16 protein-coding genes are annotated in these 16,761 nt (G+C 76.9%); 10 read left to right on the top strand and 6 right to left on the bottom strand.

Going from position 1 to position 16,761, the window contains the following annotated elements:
- Window positions 1-15: 15 nt before the first annotated feature.
- Window positions 16-753, bottom strand: coding sequence for a SigB/SigF/SigG family RNA polymerase sigma factor (locus ACQPX6_RS22165; RefSeq protein ID WP_433788325.1), 738 nt, complete (start codon window positions 751-753; stop codon window positions 16-18).
- 242 nt (window positions 754-995) lie between these two features.
- Window positions 996-1,466: an ATP-binding protein gene (locus ACQPX6_RS22160; protein WP_433782567.1), complete on the bottom strand. Its 471-nt coding sequence runs from the start codon at window positions 1,464-1,466 to the stop codon at window positions 996-998.
- A gap of 215 nt (window positions 1,467-1,681) precedes the next feature.
- On the opposite strand from ACQPX6_RS22160, the gene ACQPX6_RS22155 reads away from it, so the two are divergent.
- The 7 genes from ACQPX6_RS22155 (at window position 1,682) to ACQPX6_RS22125 (ending at window position 8,604) form a co-directional block, all read left to right on the top strand.
- Window positions 1,682-2,215, top strand: coding sequence for an HAD-IIIA family hydrolase (locus tag ACQPX6_RS22155; RefSeq protein WP_433782566.1), 534 nt, complete (start codon window positions 1,682-1,684; stop codon window positions 2,213-2,215).
- Window positions 2,212-3,288 (top strand): glycosyltransferase family 9 protein, encoded by a 1,077-nt coding sequence (locus tag ACQPX6_RS22150; RefSeq protein ID WP_433782565.1) that lies wholly within the window; start codon window positions 2,212-2,214, stop codon window positions 3,286-3,288. Before ACQPX6_RS22155 ends, ACQPX6_RS22150 begins: the two co-directional genes overlap by 4 nt.
- 51 nt (window positions 3,289-3,339) lie before the next feature.
- On the top strand, window positions 3,340-4,428 hold the full coding sequence (locus tag ACQPX6_RS22145; RefSeq protein WP_433782564.1) for a glycosyltransferase: 1,089 nt from the start codon (window positions 3,340-3,342) through the stop codon (window positions 4,426-4,428).
- 105 nt (window positions 4,429-4,533) lie between these two features.
- The gene (locus ACQPX6_RS22140) at window positions 4,534-5,787 is read left to right on the top strand and encodes a glycosyltransferase (RefSeq protein WP_433782563.1); all 1,254 of its coding nucleotides are present in this window, start codon (window positions 4,534-4,536) and stop codon (window positions 5,785-5,787) included.
- Entirely contained in the window at window positions 5,784-6,416 is a 633-nt protein-coding gene (locus ACQPX6_RS22135; RefSeq protein ID WP_433782562.1) for a D-sedoheptulose-7-phosphate isomerase, read from the top strand. Before ACQPX6_RS22140 ends, ACQPX6_RS22135 begins: the two co-directional genes overlap by 4 nt.
- Window positions 6,413-7,852 carry a PfkB family carbohydrate kinase gene (locus ACQPX6_RS22130; protein WP_433782561.1) on the top strand — a complete coding sequence of 480 codons (1,440 nt, stop codon included), beginning with the start codon at window positions 6,413-6,415 and terminating at the stop codon, window positions 7,850-7,852. The genes ACQPX6_RS22135 and ACQPX6_RS22130 overlap by 4 nt, the downstream gene beginning before the upstream one ends.
- Window positions 7,849-8,604 (top strand): SDR family oxidoreductase, encoded by a 756-nt coding sequence (locus tag ACQPX6_RS22125; protein WP_433782560.1) that lies wholly within the window; start codon window positions 7,849-7,851, stop codon window positions 8,602-8,604. The genes ACQPX6_RS22130 and ACQPX6_RS22125 overlap by 4 nt, the downstream gene beginning before the upstream one ends.
- A 20-nt stretch (window positions 8,605-8,624) precedes the next feature.
- Here ACQPX6_RS22125 and ACQPX6_RS22120 read toward each other — a convergent pair whose 3' ends face one another.
- A complete protein-coding gene (locus tag ACQPX6_RS22120; protein ID WP_433782559.1) occupies window positions 8,625-9,017 on the bottom strand; it encodes an STAS domain-containing protein in 393 nt (130 codons plus the stop codon).
- A 143-nt stretch (window positions 9,018-9,160) separates the two neighbouring features.
- Here ACQPX6_RS22120 and rfaE2 point away from each other — a divergent pair, with 143 nt between their 5' ends.
- From rfaE2 to ACQPX6_RS22105, 3 genes are all read left to right on the top strand, one after another.
- Window positions 9,161-10,726 (top strand): D-glycero-beta-D-manno-heptose 1-phosphate adenylyltransferase, encoded by a 1,566-nt coding sequence (gene rfaE2 / locus ACQPX6_RS22115; protein ID WP_433782558.1) that lies wholly within the window; start codon window positions 9,161-9,163, stop codon window positions 10,724-10,726.
- The gene (locus ACQPX6_RS22110; protein WP_433782557.1) at window positions 10,719-11,558 is read left to right on the top strand and encodes a glycosyltransferase family 2 protein; all 840 of its coding nucleotides are present in this window, start codon (window positions 10,719-10,721) and stop codon (window positions 11,556-11,558) included. The genes rfaE2 and ACQPX6_RS22110 overlap by 8 nt, the downstream gene beginning before the upstream one ends.
- Window positions 11,559-11,639: 81 nt before the next feature.
- Window positions 11,640-12,590 (top strand): hypothetical protein, encoded by a 951-nt coding sequence (locus ACQPX6_RS22105; protein ID WP_433782556.1) that lies wholly within the window; start codon window positions 11,640-11,642, stop codon window positions 12,588-12,590.
- A 13-nt stretch (window positions 12,591-12,603) separates the two neighbouring features.
- Here the strand turns inward: ACQPX6_RS22105 and ACQPX6_RS22100 are convergent, their stop codons facing one another.
- From ACQPX6_RS22100 to ACQPX6_RS22090, 3 genes are all read right to left on the bottom strand, one after another.
- A complete protein-coding gene (locus ACQPX6_RS22100) occupies window positions 12,604-14,556 on the bottom strand; it encodes a 4-alpha-glucanotransferase (protein ID WP_433782555.1) in 1,953 nt (650 codons plus the stop codon).
- Between the two features lie 61 nt (window positions 14,557-14,617).
- Window positions 14,618-14,950: a hypothetical protein gene (locus ACQPX6_RS22095; RefSeq protein ID WP_433782554.1), complete on the bottom strand. Its 333-nt coding sequence runs from the start codon at window positions 14,948-14,950 to the stop codon at window positions 14,618-14,620.
- Between the two features lie 61 nt (window positions 14,951-15,011).
- On the bottom strand, window positions 15,012-16,736 hold the full coding sequence (locus ACQPX6_RS22090) for a RecQ family ATP-dependent DNA helicase (RefSeq protein WP_433782553.1): 1,725 nt from the start codon (window positions 16,734-16,736) through the stop codon (window positions 15,012-15,014).
- Window positions 16,737-16,761: the final 25 nt, after the last annotated feature.

The raw sequence follows: 16,761 nt of genomic DNA, 5'->3' as shown, positions 1-16,761 counted from the left end.
CGCAGCGCCAACGCCTCAGCGCGCGTCGCCCAGACCGTCGCGCAGCTGGGTCAGGGTCTTGGCGAGCAGCCGCGAGACGTGCATCTGCGAGATGCCCACGCGCTCGGCGATCTGGGACTGCGTCATGTTCTTGAAGAACCGCAGCATGATGATCGTGCGCTCGCGCTGGGGCAGCTTCTCGAGCAGCGGGGCCAGCGACTGCTGGTACTCCACCTGCTCCAGGGCCGCGTCGGCCTCGCCGAGCAGGTCGGACACGGTGCCCGAGTCGGGGTCGTCGACGAGCATCTCGTCGAGCGAGCCGCTGCGGTAGGCGTTGGAGGCCTCGAGCGCCTCCAGCACCTCCTCCTTCGCGATGCCCAGGTGCTCGGCCAGCTCCGCGGCGTTGGGGGCGCGCCCGAGCGTCTGCGACATCTGCGACATCGCCGAGGACAGGGTGACGTTGAGGTCCTTGAGCCGGCGCGGCACGCGCATCGACCAGGCCTGGTCGCGGAAGTGCCGCCGTACCTCGCCGGTGATCGTCGGCACCGCGTAGGACAGGAAGTCGGTGCCGCGCGCCGGGTCGTAGCGGTCGACGGCGTTGATCAGACCGAGAGTCGCGACCTGCTCGAGGTCCTCCTCCGGCTCCCCGCGGCGCGAGAACCGGCGCGCGATGTGCTGGGCCACCGGCAGGTGCCCGCGCACCAGCTGGTCACGCAGGGCCTGGCGCTCCGCGCTGCCCGGTTCCAGCGCGGCGTGCTCGGCGAGCATCGGCATGAGGTGGTCGTACTCACCCCGCGACGAGCTGCGGCGCTCGCTGCGGCGGCGCTCACGGCCCTCGGTCGCCGTCTCGGGCGCGTCGGTCGTGCCGTCCTGCGGAGCGTCCTGCTGGCCGTCGATCGTCGCGGTCTCGGTCATGGTGTCGATGGAGCTCACGTCCGTGGTGTCGGGGGTGGTCGGGTCCGTCGGGGCGGACGTCGCCTGCTCATCGCCGGTCTGGGCGGCGGCGTGGGGCGACGTCACGACCCGGAGGTCCCGGGACGGTCGTGCATCGAGGCGACGGCGGGGACGTCGCGGGGGGCCTGGCGGGGAGGCGCCTCGCCCGGACGGCTGGTGTCCGGGCGGCGCATCGTGAGGCGCAGGGCCAGCCGGTGCGCGTCGCCCGGCGCGGTCGGGGTCTCGGCGAGCACGCGGACGTCGTCGGCCAGCACCGTCAGCACCCGGTACGCGAACGTGTCGGTGGGCAGGCGGGTCGGGCCGGTGGTGGACACCGACGCCGTCATCGAGATGCGCTGCTCGTCGACCGCGAACGTGCCGGTGAGCTTCGTCCCGGGGCGGGCGAGGTCGGCCAGGCAGGTGCACGCCTCGTCGACGGCGAGCCGCAGGTCGTCCACCGCGTCGAGCGGGAACTCGGCGCGCAGGGCGAGATCGCCGGCGACGGTGCGCACGGTGACGAGCGCCTCCGGCACGGCCGGGACACGGACCTCCACGTCACGCGGCGCACCCGTTCCCCGGTCCTCCGGCGGCTGGGGGCGGATCACCGTGGTTCCTCCCGATCGGTCACGTCCACTCGCGGAGTGGACAGACCGGCGAGGCTCCGGTCTCCCGGCGTGTACCCGAGGCCCTAGGGCACAAACCGGTGCCCCCCGCGCCGGGAGGTGCCCCCGCTCGCCCGGGGGAGCGCGGCCGTGGTGTGCTCCGGCCCGTGAGCGCCCCACCCCGCGCCGTGCTCTTCGACCGCGACGGCACCCTCGTGGTGGACGTCCCCTACAACGGCGACCCGGCCCGCGTGGAGCCCGTCGCGACGGCCGCGGCGGCGCTGGACCGGGTGCGCGCGGCCGGTGTCCCGGTGGGCGTCGTGAGCAACCAGTCGGGGATCGCGCGGGGCCTGCTCGACGCCGGGCAGGTCGAGGCCGTCAACGCGCGCATCGACGCGCTGCTCGGCCCGTTCGCGGTGTGGCGGTGGTGTCCGCACGGCGCCGGCGACGGCTGCGCGTACCGCAAGCCCGCGCCCGGGATGGTGCTCGACGCCGCCGCCGCGCTGGGCGTCGCGCCGGCCGACGTCGCCGTCGTGGGTGACATCGCCGCCGACGTCGGGGCCGCGGACGCGGCGGGCGCCCGGGCCGTGCTCGTGCCCACCCCCGCGACGCGTCCCGAGGAGGTCGCGGCCGCCGCGGAGCGCGGCATCCTCGCCGACGACCTGCTGGGCGCGGTGGAGCTGCTGGGGTTCGGCGCGTGACCCGCGTCCTCGTCGTGCGGCTCGACAGCGACGGCGACGTCCTGCTCTCCGGCCCGGCGATCCGCGCGGTGGCGGCGGGTGCGGACGAGGTCGTCGCCGTCGTCGGGCCGAAGGGACGCCAGGCCGCCGGCCTGCTGCCGGGCGTCGACGCCGTGGTCGAGTGGCGCTGCCCGTGGGTCGACGGCGAGCCGCCCCCGGTGACGCAGGAGGACACCGACGCGCTCGTCGACGCGCTCGCCGCCCTGGACGCCGACGAGGCGGTGGTGCTCACCTCGTTCCACCAGTCGCCGCTGCCGACCGCGCTGGTGCTGCGCCTGGCGGGCGTGCCGCGGATCACCGCCGCGTCGGTCGACTACGCCGGCAGCCTGCTCGACGTCCGCCTGCGCCCCGGCGACCCGGCGCTCGACCCGACCGTGGACCTGCCCGACGACCTGCCCGAGGCCGAGCGGGCCCTCGCGGTCGCGGCCCGCGCCGGCTACGCGCTGCCCGACGGCGACGACGGCCGCCTCGCCGTCACCGTCGACGCCGCCGCCCGCGACGAGGCGACCGCTGTGCTCGCGGCACAGGGCGTGGACGGTCCCTACGTCGTGCTCCACCCCGGGGCCTCGGTGCCCGCGCGGGCGTGGTCGCCGCACCGCGCGGCCGAGGGCGCCGCGGCGCTCGCGGCGGCGGGCCACCGGGTGGTGGTGACCGGCGCGCCGGGGGAGCGGGCGCTCACCGCGGAGGTGGCCGGGGCGGTCCCGGACGGCCGTGGTGTCGATCTCGGCGGGCGCACGTCGTTCGGTGCGCTGGCGGCCGTCCTCGCCGGTGCGGGGGTCGTCGTGGTGGGCAACACGGGGCCCGCGCACCTGGCCGCCGCGGTGGGCGTGCCGGTGGTCTCGCTGTTCGCCCCCGTCGTGCCCCCGGAGCGGTGGGCCCCCTACGGAGTGCGACGGATTCTGCTGGGCGATCAGGACGCCCCGTGCCGCGGAACCCGGGCCAGGACCTGCCCCGTGCCTGGTCACCCGTGCCTGGATGCGGTTCGGGGTGCACATATCGTCGATGCCGTCGCCCGATTGATGTACGGAGAGTAGTAGTTCCCCGGGCGGAGTTTATGGGTTCGACGCGCAACCAATACCTCGCCGGTGACCTTTCCGCCCTCCCGCCAGCCGGTCCCGGGAACAGCCCGGGGCCCGGCGCGGACCGTCCTGCACTGGCACGTCCACGGCTCCTGGAGCACGGCCTTCGTCCAGGGCCGGCACACGTGCCTGTTGCCGGTGCTGCCCGAGGGCGGGGCGTGGGGCGGCGGACGTCCGGCGGCGTGGGAGTGGCCCACGCGGGCCGAGGAGGCCACGCCCGCGCAGCTGCGGGAGCGGGCGGACGAGATCGACGTCGTGGTGCTGCAGCGCCCCGAGGAGATCGAGCTCACCGAGCGCTGGACCGGTCGACGCCCCGGCCGCGACGTGCCCGCGCTGTTCGTCGAGCACAACACGCCCAAGGGTGACGTCCCGAACGCCCGGCACCCGCTGGCCGACCGGGACGACATCCCGGTGGTGCACGTGACCCACTTCAACGCCCTCATGTGGGACACGGGCCGCGCGCCGATCCGCGTGGTCGAGCACGGCGTGCTCGACCCGGGGGAGCGCTACACCGGCGAGCTCGACCGGGCCGCCGTCGTGGTCAACGAGCCGGTGCGCCGCGGGCGCGTCACCGGCACCGACCTGCTCGCCGGCTTCGCCGACCACGTCGGTCTCGACGTCTACGGGATCGGCAGCGAGCGGCTCGGCGAGGCCGTCACCCACCCCGGCATCGCGATCGGCGGCGACCTGCCGCAGGACCGACTGCACACCGCGATGGCGCAGCACCGCGTCTACCTGCACCCCGTGCGGTGGACGTCGCTGGGGCTCTCGCTCATCGAGGCGATGATGCTGGGGATGCCGGTGGTGGCCCTCGCCACCACCGAGGCCGCCGTCGACGTCCCGGCCGAGGCCGGCGTCGTCGCCACCGACCTCGACGTCCTGCGCGCCGGGCTCCGGACCTATCGTGACGATCCCGAGCTCGCCCGCGCCGCCGGCGCCGTGGGTCGCGCGTCGGCCCTCGCCCGACACGGCGTGGACCGGTTCCTCGCCGACTGGGACCGCCTGCTCGACGAGGCGGTCGAGGGCGCCGCCGTCGACGAGGACGCCGCCGCCGGGTCCGCCCGGTCCCCGGGCCGGCTGGAACCCGCCGTCTGACGCCGCGGGCCGGACCCCCGGCCCTCGCAGCGTCGACGGCGTGTCCCCCGGCCGCCGCCCGAAGAGAACACCCGGTCCCCGCGCGGGACCGAGGGAGGAGTGCGCATGCGGATCGCCATGGTGTCCGAGCACGCCAGCCCGTTGGCCGCGTCCAGCGGTCTCGGTGGCGTCGACGCGGGCGGCCAGAACGTCGCCGTGCGTGCGCTGGCGCTGGCCCTGGCCGACGCCGGCCACGAGGTCGTCGTGCACACCCGCCGGACCGACACGACCACCCCGCGCCGGGTGCCGCTCGCCGCGGGCGCCGTCGTCGACCACGTGGACGCCGGCCCGCCGTGCGAGCTGCCCAAGGACGACCTCGTCGACCACATGGACGCGTTCTCCGACGAGCTCGCGGCCTGCTGGCGTGACGAGCGGCCCGACGTCGTGCACGCGCACTTCTGGATGTCGGGGATGGCGGCGCTGCCCGCCGCCCGCGCCCTCGGCCTGCCGATCGTGCAGACCTTCCACGCGCTGGGCTCGGTCAAGCGCCGCCACCAGGGCGCCGAGGACACCAGCCCCGCGCGCCGCGTCGCCGTCGAGAGCGACCTCGGTGCCTCGGTCGACCGCGTGCTGGCCACGTGCCGCGAGGAGGTCGACGAGCTCCTCGCGCTCGGCGTCGCCACCGACCAGGCCACCGTCGTGCCGTGCGGGGTGGACGTCGGGCACTTCCGGCCCAGCGGGCCGGCGAGGTCCAGCAGCGACCGCTTCCGCGTGCTCACCGTCAGCCGGCTCGTCCCCCGCAAGGGCGTCGACACCGTCATCGGGGCGCTCGGGCGCCTTCCCGGCGACGTCGAGCTGGTCATCGCCGGCGGGCCGCCCGCCGCGAGCCTCGACGACGACCCCGAGGTCGCCCGGCTGCGCGACCGCGCCCGGGCCGAGGGCGTGGCGGACCGCGTCACGTTCCTCGGCGCGGTCGGCCAGGACGCCCTGCCCGCGCTCTACCGCGCCGCGGACGCCGTGGCGTGCGTGCCGGTCTACGAGCCGTTCGGCCTCGTGCCGCTCGAGGCCATGGCGTGCGGGCGACCCGTCGTCGCCGCCGCCGTGGGCGGGCTCGCCGACACCGTCGTCGACGGCGTCACCGGTCACCACGTGCCCACCGGCGATCCGGTCGCCGTCGCCGCCGCGCTCGACGCGCTGCGCCGCGACCCGCGCCGGGCCCGCGCGCTGGGTTGCGCCGGGCGCCGCCGGGCGGTCGCCGAGTACGGGTGGGAACGCGTCGCCGAGGCGCACGAGCGCGTCTACGCCGAGGTGGCCGCCGCGGCCACCGGCCCGTCGGCGGCGCCCCGCGTCGGGGCCCTGACCTCGGGGAGCCCGGCGTGAGCGCCGCGGGAGAGCCGATCGAGGACGTCGTGCACGCCCACCTCGGCGGGCTGCGCGCCACCCTCGACGGGCTGGCCGGGGAGTCCCGGCGCGTCGAGCGGTGGGGCACCGAGCTCGCGACCCGGCTGCGCCGCGGGCAGCGCCTGTTCGCCGCCGGCAACGGCGGCAGCGCGGCCGAGGCCCAGCACCTCACCGCCGAGCTGGTCGGCCGCTACCGCGGGGAGCGCGAGCCGCTCTCGGCGATCGCGTTGCACGCCGACACCTCCACGATCACCGCGCTGGGCAACGACTACGGCTACGAGGAGGTCTTCGCCCGCCAGGTGCGGGCGCACGGCCGCCCCGGCGACGTGCTGATCCTGCTGTCCACCAGCGGGCGCAGCCCCAACCTCGTCGCCGCCGCCGAGGCTGGCCGCTCGCTCGGGCTCACCGTCTGGGCGCTCACCGGGCCCGGGCCCAACCCGCTGGCCGCGGCGAGCAGCGAGGCGCTCTGCCTGCCCGGGGCCACGCCCTCGGTGCAGGAGGCGCACCTGGTCACCGTGCACCTGCTGTGCGAGGTGGTCGACCGGACGCTGGGCCGCTCGGTCGTCGCGCCGGCGGAGCGCACGAAGGCCGAGGAGCTCGTCCCGTGAGCCCCCGGACCCGCGACGCGATCGTGGTGGTCGGCGACTGCCTGCGCGACGTCGACGTGCACGGCGCCGTCGAGCGCCTGTGCCCCGACGCGCCCGCCCCCGTGCTCGCCGCTGACCGGCGCCGCGAGCGCCCCGGCGGCGCGGGCCTCACCGCCCTGCTCGCCGCGGGCAGCACCACGCGCCCCGTGACGCTCGCGACCGTGCTGGGCGAGGACGCGGCGGAGGTGCGCGCGCTGCTCGCCGGCGTCGACGTCGTCGCCGTGACCGCCGGCGGGACCACGCCGGCCAAGACCAGGATGCTCGCCGACGACCGCGTGCTGCTGCGCGTGGACGAGGGTGGCCTGGACCCGGTGATCGTGGCGCCGGACGACCCGCTGCTCGACGCGATCGCGTCCGCCGGCGTGGTGCTGGTCAGCGACTACGGCCGCGGGCTCACCGCCGACCCCGTGGTGCGCGAGGCGCTGGAGAAGGCGGCGACGCGCGTCCCGCTCGTCTGGGACCCGCACCCCAATGGCGCCCCGCCCGTCCCCGGCGCCACGGTCGTGACCCCGAACCTGTCGGAGGCCCGTGGCTACGTGCGTGATCTTCTGAGCTATAGCTCAGAAGATCACGCACATGGGTTCCCGCACGAACCCGCCGCGCTCGGCGAGGCCCTGCGCGAGCACTGGGGCGTCGACACCGTCGCCGTCACCGCCGGCCGCGACGGCGCGGTGCTCCGCGGCGCCACCGGCACCTCGGTGACCCCCGCCGAGCCCGCTCGCGGCGGCGACCCCTGCGGCGCCGGCGACCGCTTCGCCGCCACCGTCGCGGTCGCGCTCGCCGACGGCGCCGCCGTCGACGACGCGGTCCGCGCGGCCGTGTCCGCCGCCGCCGCGTTCGTCGCGGCCGGCGGGGCAGCGGCGCTCGCCGACGGCCCCGAGGACCCGATCCCGGACACGTCGGGCGACGCCACCGACGTGGTCGCCGCCGCCCGCGCCCGCGGCGGCACCGTCGTCGCGACCGGCGGCTGCTTCGACCTCCTGCACGCCGGGCACGCCCGCACCCTCGACGCCGCACGCCGGCTCGCCGGCGACGGTGGCGTCCTCGTCGTCTGCCTCAACTCCGACGCCTCGGTCCGGCGCCTCAAGGGCCCCGAGCGGCCCGTCGTCGCCGAGCCCGACCGCGTCGAGATGCTCGCGGCGCTCGCCGCGGTGGACGCCGTCGTCGTGTTCGACGAGGACGACCCCCGGGCCGTCCTCGACCGCCTGCGCCCCGACGTCTGGGTCAAGGGCGGCGACTACGCCACCGACGAACTGCTCGAGACACCGCTGGTGCGCAGCTGGGGCGGCGAGGTCGTCGCCGTGCCGTACCACGCCGGGCGCTCGTCGACGCGGCTGCTCGCCCGCCTCGAGACCACACCGACCACCGACCCCGTCCCTTCGGGAGGACCCTCATGACCAGCGCCGCCGCTTCACCCGTGCCCGCCGCCGACCCCGCCGCGACCACCGCTGCGGGCAACCGCCGCGACGGCCCCGGCCGCGTCCTGATCACCGGCGGCTCGTCGGGCCTGGGCGCCGCCGTCGCCGAGGCTGTCGTCGCCGCGGGCGGCACGCCCGTCGTCCTCGACCTCAAGGCCCCCGACGCGGGGCACGCGTTCGTCGAGGTCGACCTCGCCGACACCCGGGCCGCCGAGGCCGCCGTCGCGCAGGCGTCCGAGCAGGTCGGCGGCCTCGACGCCGTCGTCACCGCCGCGGGCATCGACCGCTGCGGGCGCCTCGTCGACGTCGACGCCGGCGAGTGGGAGCGCGTGATCGCGGTCAACCTGCTGGGCACCGCCGCGATCGTCCGCGCCGCCCTGCCCGAGCTCGAGTCCCGCCGCGGCAAGGTCGTCACGGTCTCCTCGACGCTCGGGGTCAAGGCCGTGTCCGACGCGACCGCCTACTGCGCCTCGAAGTTCGGCGTCGTCGGCTTCACCCGCGCGCTGGCCGCGGAGACGGCCGGCTCGGTCGGCGTGACGCTGCTGATCCCCGGCGGCATGTGGACGCACTTCTTCGACGACCGCCCCGACCAGTACAAGCCGGGCGCGGACGCCAAGCTCAACGACCCCGCGCAGACCGCCGACGCCGTGCTCTACGCCCTGACCCGCCCGCCGGGCAGCGAGGTGCGCGAGCTCGTCGTCACGGCGTCGGAGGAGGGCTCGTACCCGTGATCGGTGGGGTCCCCGCCGGCTCAGCGCAGGTCCGCGGCCGCCGTCTCGGCGTCGGGGTAGGTGTCGAAGAGCTCGGTCAGGCCGGTGAGGCTCAGCGCGCGGCCGGCGGTGCGCGGCACCCCGGCGAGGCGCAGCTGGCCGTCGCGGGCGATGGCCGACTCGCGCTCGGCGATGAGCAGCGCCAGGCCGGCCGAGCCCATGAAGTCGACGGCGGAGAGGTCCAGCACCACGTGCAGGGCCCCGGCGCCGACCTGCTCGCCGATCGCGGCGCGCAGCGGGCCCGCCGACGCGGTGTCGACGTCGCCGACCGGGCGCACGACGGTCACCGTGGGCGTCAGGAAGCGGGCGGAGATCTCGACGGTCTCCTCGTCGTCCACCGTGACGGTGTCGGGCTGGGGCTGGTCGCTGGCCATCGGCACTCCCGGGACGGGCGGGTCACCCCGTCGGTGACGGAACGGGTGGCGACAGTACCGAGACGTTGCGCGACGCGCCGCCCGGCGGGAACGCCGGCGGCCGTCTGCACCCGTAGGTGTTCCCCCGGAAGGACGCATCGCTGATGGCAGCCCCCGACGTGCCCCGCCGCCGTGAGCGGGACCGCACCGTTGACGCCCCGGTGCCGCCGCTCGCGTCGGCCCCGCTGGCCGCCGACCTGCCCGCGCGCCTCGCCCAGGTCGCGCCCCGCGTGGTCGTGCTGGGCGACGCCGTGCTCGACCAGTGGCTGACCGGGCCCTCGCGGCGGCTGTCGCGCGAGGCGCCGGTGCCGGTCGTCGAGGTGGACCACACCCGCGGCTCGCCCGGCGCCGCCGCCAACACCGCGGCCAACCTCGCCGCGCTCGGCGCGCGGACCGAGCTGGTGTCCGTGCTGGGCGACGACGCCGACGCGGCCACGATCCGCGAGCTGCTCGCCGGCCACGGCGTCGGCACCGCGGGCGTCGTCACCGACCCCGCCCGGCCCACCGCCGCCAAGCGCCGGGTGCTCGCCGACGACGCGCTCGTCGCCCGCTTCGACACCAACCCCCGCGACCCGCTGGGGCCCGACTCCCGCGCCGCGGTGCGCGACGCCCTGCGCGCGGCGGTCGACGGCGCCGACGCCGTGGTGGTGTGCGACTACGATGGCGGCCTGCTCGACGAGGAGACCGTCGCGGCCGTCGCCGAGGTCGTCGGTGCGCCGGGGGAGCGGTCGTGCCGGCTGGTCGTCGACGCCCACGACCCCGCGCGGTGGCGCTCGACGCGCCCCGACGTCGTCACCCCGAACGCGGGGGAGGCGGCGCTGCTGCTGGGCCGCGAGCTCGGCGGGCCCGACCGGGTCGCCGCCGCCGAGGCCGCGGGACCCGACCTGCGCGAGCGCTCCGGCGCCGCGGCCGTCGTCGTCACCCTCGACCGCGACGGCGCGCTGCTGCTGCCCGACCCCGTCGGCGACGACCGCGCGCCCGCGCACCGCACCTTCGCCCGGCCCGCCTCCGAGAGCCGCGCGTGCGGGGCGGGGGACACCTTCACCGCCGCGCTCGTGCTCGCGCTGGCCGCGGGCACGCCGGCGCCGACGGCGGTGGAGCTCGCGCAGGCCGCGGCCGACGTCGTCGTGGGCCGGCCGGGGACCTCGGTGTGCACCACCGGCGAGCTCGCCGAGCGCGTCGCCGCCGCCGAGGGTCCGCTGCTCGACGCCGCGTCGCTGGCCGCGATCGTCGACGAGCAGCGCGTCGCGGGCCGGCGCGTGGTGTTCACCAACGGCTGCTTCGACGTCGTGCACCGCGGGCACGTCGCCTCGCTCAACCAGGCCAAGCGCCTGGGCGACGTGCTGGTCGTCGCGCTGAACTCCGACGACTCGGTGGCGCAGCTCAAGGGCCCGGGCCGGCCGCTGAACCCGCTGGCCGACCGGGCGGCGGTGATCGGCGCGCTGAGCTGCGTCGACCACGTCACCGCGTTCGACGCCGACACCCCCGCCGAGCTCCTCGAGCTGCTGCGCCCCGACGTCTACGCCAAGGGCGGCGACTACACGCCCGAGATGCTGCGCGAGTCGGCGACCGTGGCGGCCTACGGCGGGCGCGTGGTGATCCTGGACTACCTGCCTGACCGGTCGACGACGTCGCTGGTGGACCGCATCCGGGGCGGCAGCGGTGGCTGAGGTCGACGTCCTCGTCCCCACCCGCGGCCGGCCCGTCGAGCTGGCGACGACGCTCGCCGGGCTCGCCGCGCAGACCGGGGTGACCTACCGGCTGGTGGTCTCCGACCAGTCCGACGGCTCGGAGGGCAAGGCGTCGTGGGACACCCCGCCGGCGTGGACGCTGATCCGCTGGCTGCGCCGCCGCGGCGTCGAGGTCGAGCTGCACCGCCACCTCCCGCCGCGCGGGATGGCCGAGCAGCGCGCGTTCCTGCTGTCGTGCGCGTCGGCGCCGGCGGTGCTCTACCTCGACGACGACGTGTGGCTCGAGCCCGGCGTGCTGGCGCGCCTGCACCGGGCGCTGGGCGAGCTGCGGTGCGGGATGGTCGGCGCGGCGATGCAGGGGCTCGGGCACGCCGAGGACCGCCGCCCGCACGAGGTGACGTCGTTCGAGGTGTGGCGGGGTGGCGTGGAGCCCGAGACGCTGGTCAAGGACGGGCCGGGCTGGGACCGCTGGCGCCTGCACAACGCCGCGAACGCGCTGCACCTCGCCGAGGACCTGGACCTCGACGGCCCGCTGCGCCCGGTGCCGCCGCCCGACGAGTACGTGCCCTACAAGGTGGCCTGGGTCGCGGGGTGCGTGCTGTTCGACCGCGAGGCGCTCGTGGAGGCCGGCGGTTTCGAGTTCTGGCGCGACGTCCCGGCCGACGCCCACGGCGAGGACGTGTACTCCCAGCAGCGGGTGATGGCGCGCCGTGGGGCCGCGGGGATCCTGCCGCCGGGGGCGTACCACCAGGAATCGCCCACGGCCCTCCCGGACCGGGGCATCTCGGCGGTCGACGCCCTACGTGCGTGATCTTTGGGCCTATAGGCCCAAAGATCGCTCACATGACCCGGGCGATGGAGCCGTCCGTGCCTCGACCGCGTCGAACCGTGCATGGACGGGATCGATGAGTGGCAGCGGCTGCTGGAGGCCCAGCACCGGGTGGTGACCCGGGCGCAGCTCCTTGCGCAGGGTTTCACCGATGACGGCATCCGCGCCCAGATGGACGCCGGGCGCTGGCAACGGCCTCACGACGGCGTGTACTCGCTCACCTCGGGGCCCCTCACGCCCGAGGCGCTGCGCACGGCGGCGCTGCTCGCGTGCGGGACCGGGGCGCTGCTGAGCCACGAGACTGCCGGGGAGCTGCACGGGTTCGTCAAGCCCGATCCGGATCGACCCATCCACGTGACGGTCCGGTACGGCTGTTCGGCAGCGCGCTCCCGGGGCATCAAGGTGCACCGCTCGCGAGCCCTCGCCCACATCGCGGAGGTCGGGTCGGACCCACCGCGCACGAGCAGGGTGCACACCGTGCTCGACCTGGCCGTCGCGGCGCCGGACGCCGCGGAGGCGCTGACCCTCGCCCACCAGCTCGCGCTGGACGCCGGCGTCCACCCGCTCGCCCTCCAGAAGGCCGCGGAGCTGCGTCGACCGCCACGGCACCGCAAGTCCATCGACGACGCCGTCGCCCTGCTCCGGGATGGCGTGCTGTCCGCGCTCGAGTACCGGTACCTCGTCGATGTCGAGCAGGCCCACGGGCTCCCCGTCGGGCGACGTCAGCAAGCCGTCCCCGTCGACGGCGTCCGTCGGTACGAGGACGTGGCCTACGACCTGCCCGACGGACGGGTGATCGTGCGTCTCGACGGCTTCGGCGGGCACCGCGACCGGCGCACGGCGTTCGTGGACCGTCGCCGCGCCGTCGCTGCGGTCCTCGCGCGGGCTCCCTCCATCCCGCTCGGGTCGGAGGAGGTCACCAGGTCGCCGTGCCGGTGCGCGCGCGAGGTGGCCGAACTCCTCCGGGCCCGGGGCTGGGGCGACCCGCTCCTGGCGTGCCCCCGCTGTACGTGAGCGATCCTTGGGCCTATAGGCCCGAAGATCGCTCACGTAGGGACCCGGCCACCGCCCCGACGCGCGGGTCGGCGAGGAGGTCGTCGAGGGACCGCGAGAGCGGGATGCGCCAGTTCGGGTAGGCGTCGACCGTGCCCGGCAGGTTGGGCTGGCGCACGTCGCCCAGGACGTCGGTGAACGCCGCCAGCACGACCCGCGAGCGCGCGGTGGCCAGGAGCCGGTGCACCGCCACGATCACCGCGTCCTCGTCGGACGGATCCTCCACCCCGAAGCCCTCGGCGCGCAGCAGCTCCAGCAGCTCCTCCCGGTCCTTCGCCGCGTCCGCCCGCGCCGCGTCGACGTCCGAGAGCACCCCGGCGTCGGCGCGCGCCCGCACGTGCTCGTCGCGCAGGAACCCCGCCGCGGTCGGCAGGTCGTGGGTGGAGACGCTCGCCAGCGTGTCCGGGTGCCAGCGCCGCGGCGGCAACAAGGCACCCGAGGAGTCCCGCTGGAACCACAGCACCGCGCACCCGAGCATCCCGTGCTCGGAGAGCCCCTCGGTGACCTCCGGCTCCACGGTCCCCAGGTCCTCGCCCACCACGACGGCGCCCGCCCGCGAGGCCTCGATCGCCACCACCGCCAGCATCGCCCGGGCGTCGTAGTGCACGTACGCGCCCTCGCGAGCCCCCCGGCCCGGCGGGATCCACCACAGCCGCCAGAGCCCGGCGACGTGATCGACGCGCAGCCCGTCGGCGTGGCGCAGCACCGCGCGGATCATCGAGCGCAGCGGCGCGTACCCCGACGCGGCGAGCGCGTCCGGGCGCCACGGCGGCAGCGCCCAGTCCTGGCCCTGCTGGTTGAAGTCGTCGGGCGGGGCGCCGACCGTGACCCCGCGCGCCAGCGCGCCGGCCAGCGTCCACGCGTCCGCGCCCCCGGCGGAGCACCCGACGGCGAGGTCGGCGATCAGCCCGACCGCCATGCCCGCCGCGTGGGCGTGCGCGCGCTCGAGCTGCGCGTCCGCGAGGTCCAGGCACCACGCGGAGAACAGCACCCGGTCCGCGAGCTCCGCGCGCGCCGCGGCCACCCCGGTGTCGTCCACCGACGCCAGCCCCGCGGGCCAGTCGCGCAGGTCGGAGCCGTACCGCTCGGCCAGCGCGTACCAGGTCGCGACGTCCCGACGCTCCGGGTCGAGCGCCTCGATGTCGCCCGGCGCGGCGGCGTCGTACGGGCGCAGCAGCTCGAGCGCCGCCCGCTTCGCCGCCCACACCGCGTCGTGGTCCACCAGGTCCGCCGACGCGGGCCGCAGCGCGTCCACCGACGACCGCACCGACGCCGGGGCCGCGGCGTACGCGGCCGTGTCCTCGATGCGCACGTAGAAGGGGTGCAGGAAGCGCCGGGTCGACGGCGAGTACGGCGAGGCCTCGACCTCCGGCGCCAGCGCCAGCGCGTGCAACGGGTTGACCAGCAGCGCCCCGGCCCCCTGCTCGCGGGCCGTCCGGTCGAGCAGCACGCCGAGGTCGGCGTAGTCGCCGGCGCCCCACGAGCCCGACGAGCGCACCGCGTACAGCTGCACCATCCAGCCCCAGGTCGGCGCCGGCGGCTCGAGCGCGGGCGGCGCGACGATCAGCGCGACGTCCTGCGCGCCGCACGCCAGCCGGTGGTAGCCGACGGGCAGGTCCGCGGGGACGGTGGTACCGACGTCGCGCGTCGTGCCGTCCTCGAGCGTGACCCGCCCCGGCGCCGGCAGCTCCCGCGAGCGCCCCTCGTCGACGACGAGCGTCGCGGGCAGCGCGTCGGGGTCCCGGTCGCGCAGGGCCGTCAGCGCGGCGTCGAGCGCCTCCGGGGTGGAGGCGTCGACGTCGAGGGCGGCGAGGACGTCGACGACGACCTCGCGGTCGACCTCGACCTCCCGCTCGTCGGCGTCGCGGTAGCGCACCGCCACACCGTGGGCGGACGCGAGCTCGGCCAGGTCGGGCTCGACGGCCACCGGCTACTCCTGGGTTCGGCGGGAAGGGGAAGGGGTGCGGCGGGACGGGGTGCGCAGGATGTCAGGCCGAGCGGGTCACGCCCGGCGACGGGTCGCCGGCCTCGTGGCGCGCGGCGAGGTCGTCGGCGACGAAGCCGGCCGCGGTGCCGGGTCGCCGGACGCGGGCCAGCGCCCGGACGGCGATCTCCGCGAGCCCCGAGAGCGCGGCGGCGGGGCGGGCGCTCCAACCACGGGCGAGCAGCGCGGACGCGAGCTCCCGCGCGGCCACCACGTCGCGACGCGCGCGCCGCACCAGCGGTCGCAGGTCGGCCGGGGGCTCGGGATCGGGGACGGGCACGAGGTCGGGGGCGGCGGCCGGAGGGGCCAGGGGGGAGTCGATGGGTTCGTGGAGCACGGTCACCTTCCGTTGCGGTCATCGCGGGGATCGGCGCCGCCTGCCCCCGGGAAACGTGACCTCAGGCGGGCTGCAGCAGGCGCTTCTCGCGCACCAGGGGCAGCGACAGCGTCCGGTAGCCGCCCTCGTCGAAGAGCACGACGACGGAGTCGTCGGCGACCGTCGTGACGGTGCCGCGACCCCACTGCTCGTGCTGCACGGCCTCGCCCGGCACCGGGTCGCCCTCGCGGTGCGCGTCGTCGCCGTGCATCCCGGAGCGGTCGCCCGGGTCGCCGGGCCGCCCGGCGTCGCACTGGTCGCAGTACCCGCACGGCTCGTCGCGCGGCTCGCCGAGCGCCTCGAGCAGCGTGCGGCGCCGGCACCCCGTGGCCTCGGCGAAGCGGCGCACCAGCTCGACCTTGCTCTGCTCGCGCTCCCGCCCGCGCGTGACCAGGGCGGCCGCCTGCTCCGCCAGCTCGGACGGGTCGTCGCCGAGGGTGTCCCCGGGGGCCAGCTTGCGCCCGGGCAGCTGGCGCACCGCCCCCAGCGCGACGAGGGCGGGCAGGGCGCGCGAGAGCGCGGCGCCGGACAGGCCCGCCGGTTTCGCGAGCTCGCCCTGCTCGACGCCGTCGGGGTTCTGGCGCACCGCGGCGAGCACCGTCCCCAGCGCCCGCGCCCCGGCGTCGCGCCCGGAGGCGAAGAGCTTGGGTCGCGAGAGGTCCTGCGGGCGGTGGAACAGCACCGCGGTCGCGGGCCGCCCGTCGCGTCCCGCCCGGCCGATCTCCTGGTGGTAGGCGTCGATGGAGGTCGGCGTGTCGCCGTGCACCACCCAGCGCACGTCGGGCTTGTCGATGCCCATCCCGAACGCGCTGGTGGCGACGACCACCGGGACCTCGCCGGCCATGAACGCGTCCTGCACGCGTCCGCGGTCGGCCGTCTTCATCCCGCCGTGGTACGCCTCGGCGGCGATCCCCTCGTCGCGCAGGCGGTCGCGCACCAGCGTCGTGTGCCGGCGCGTGGTGACGTAGACGATCCCGGCGGCCCCGTCCGCGGTGAGCTCGCCGACCTCGCGGACCACCCGGTCCCACTTGGCCTCCTCGTCGTGCACGAGGTGCCCGGTGAGGTGGATGTGCGGGCGGTCCGGGTCGCGCACGACCACGCACGCGCCGGGCACGTCGAGCAGCTCGAGGATCGCCGAGCGCGCCGGCACCGACGCGGTCGCGGTGAGCGCCAGCACCCGCGGCCCGCCCAGGCGGCGGCGGGCGACGGCGAGCGTGAGGTAGTCGGGGCGGAAGTCCGGGCCCCAGTCGCACACGCAGTGCGCCTCGTCGACGGCGAGCAGCACCGGCGAGCCGGCACCCAGCGCGTCGAGGACGTCGGTGCGCGCGAGCTGCTCGGGCGAGGTGACGACGACGTCGAGCTCGCCGGCGCCGAACGCGTCGAGCACCTCGCCGCGCCGGCCCTTGGCCAGCGTCGAGTTGAGGACGTCGGCGCGCAGTCCCGCGTCGGCGAGGTGGGCCACCTGGTCGCGGTGCAACGACAGCGTCGGGGACACCACTACCGTCGGACCGCCCAGCACGAGGCCCGCCACCGCGTACACCGCTGTCTTGCCCGCGGCCGGGGGCAGGACGGCCAGGCAGTCGTCGACGAGCGCGCCGAGCACGGCGGCACGCTGGCCGTCGCCGAGCTCGGCGCCGTCGCCCAGCACGGCGGCGACGGCGGCGTCGACGGCGTCGAGGACGTCGGGGGTGACGGGCCCGCAGGGACCCAGGAGCTCCGCGTCGGAGCGGGTGGAGACGTCGGTCACCGGTCGGTGGTAGCCGACCGCGGCC

The sequence above is a fragment of the Actinomycetospora sp. CA-101289 genome (genome assembly GCF_050955895.1).
Lineage (GTDB): Bacteria > Actinomycetota > Actinomycetes > Mycobacteriales > Pseudonocardiaceae > Actinomycetospora.
The sequence above is the reverse complement of the archived record's forward strand: the minus strand, read 5'-3'. Positions and strand labels throughout refer to the sequence as shown.

Coding starts and splice junctions, on each gene's coding strand:
- ACQPX6_RS22165 (WP_433788325.1), bottom strand. CDS start 753: ATGCCGATGCTCGCCGAGCACGCCGCGCTGGAACCGGGCAGCGCGGAG.
- ACQPX6_RS22120 (WP_433782559.1), bottom strand. CDS start 9,017: ATGGCCAGCGACCAGCCCCAGCCCGACACCGTCACGGTGGACGACGAG.
- ACQPX6_RS22140 (WP_433782563.1), top strand. CDS start 4,534: ATGCGGATCGCCATGGTGTCCGAGCACGCCAGCCCGTTGGCCGCGTCC.
- rfaE2 (WP_433782558.1), top strand. CDS start 9,161: ATGGCAGCCCCCGACGTGCCCCGCCGCCGTGAGCGGGACCGCACCGTT.
- ACQPX6_RS22125 (WP_433782560.1), top strand. CDS start 7,849: ATGACCAGCGCCGCCGCTTCACCCGTGCCCGCCGCCGACCCCGCCGCG.
- ACQPX6_RS22105 (WP_433782556.1), top strand. CDS start 11,640: ATGGACGGGATCGATGAGTGGCAGCGGCTGCTGGAGGCCCAGCACCGG.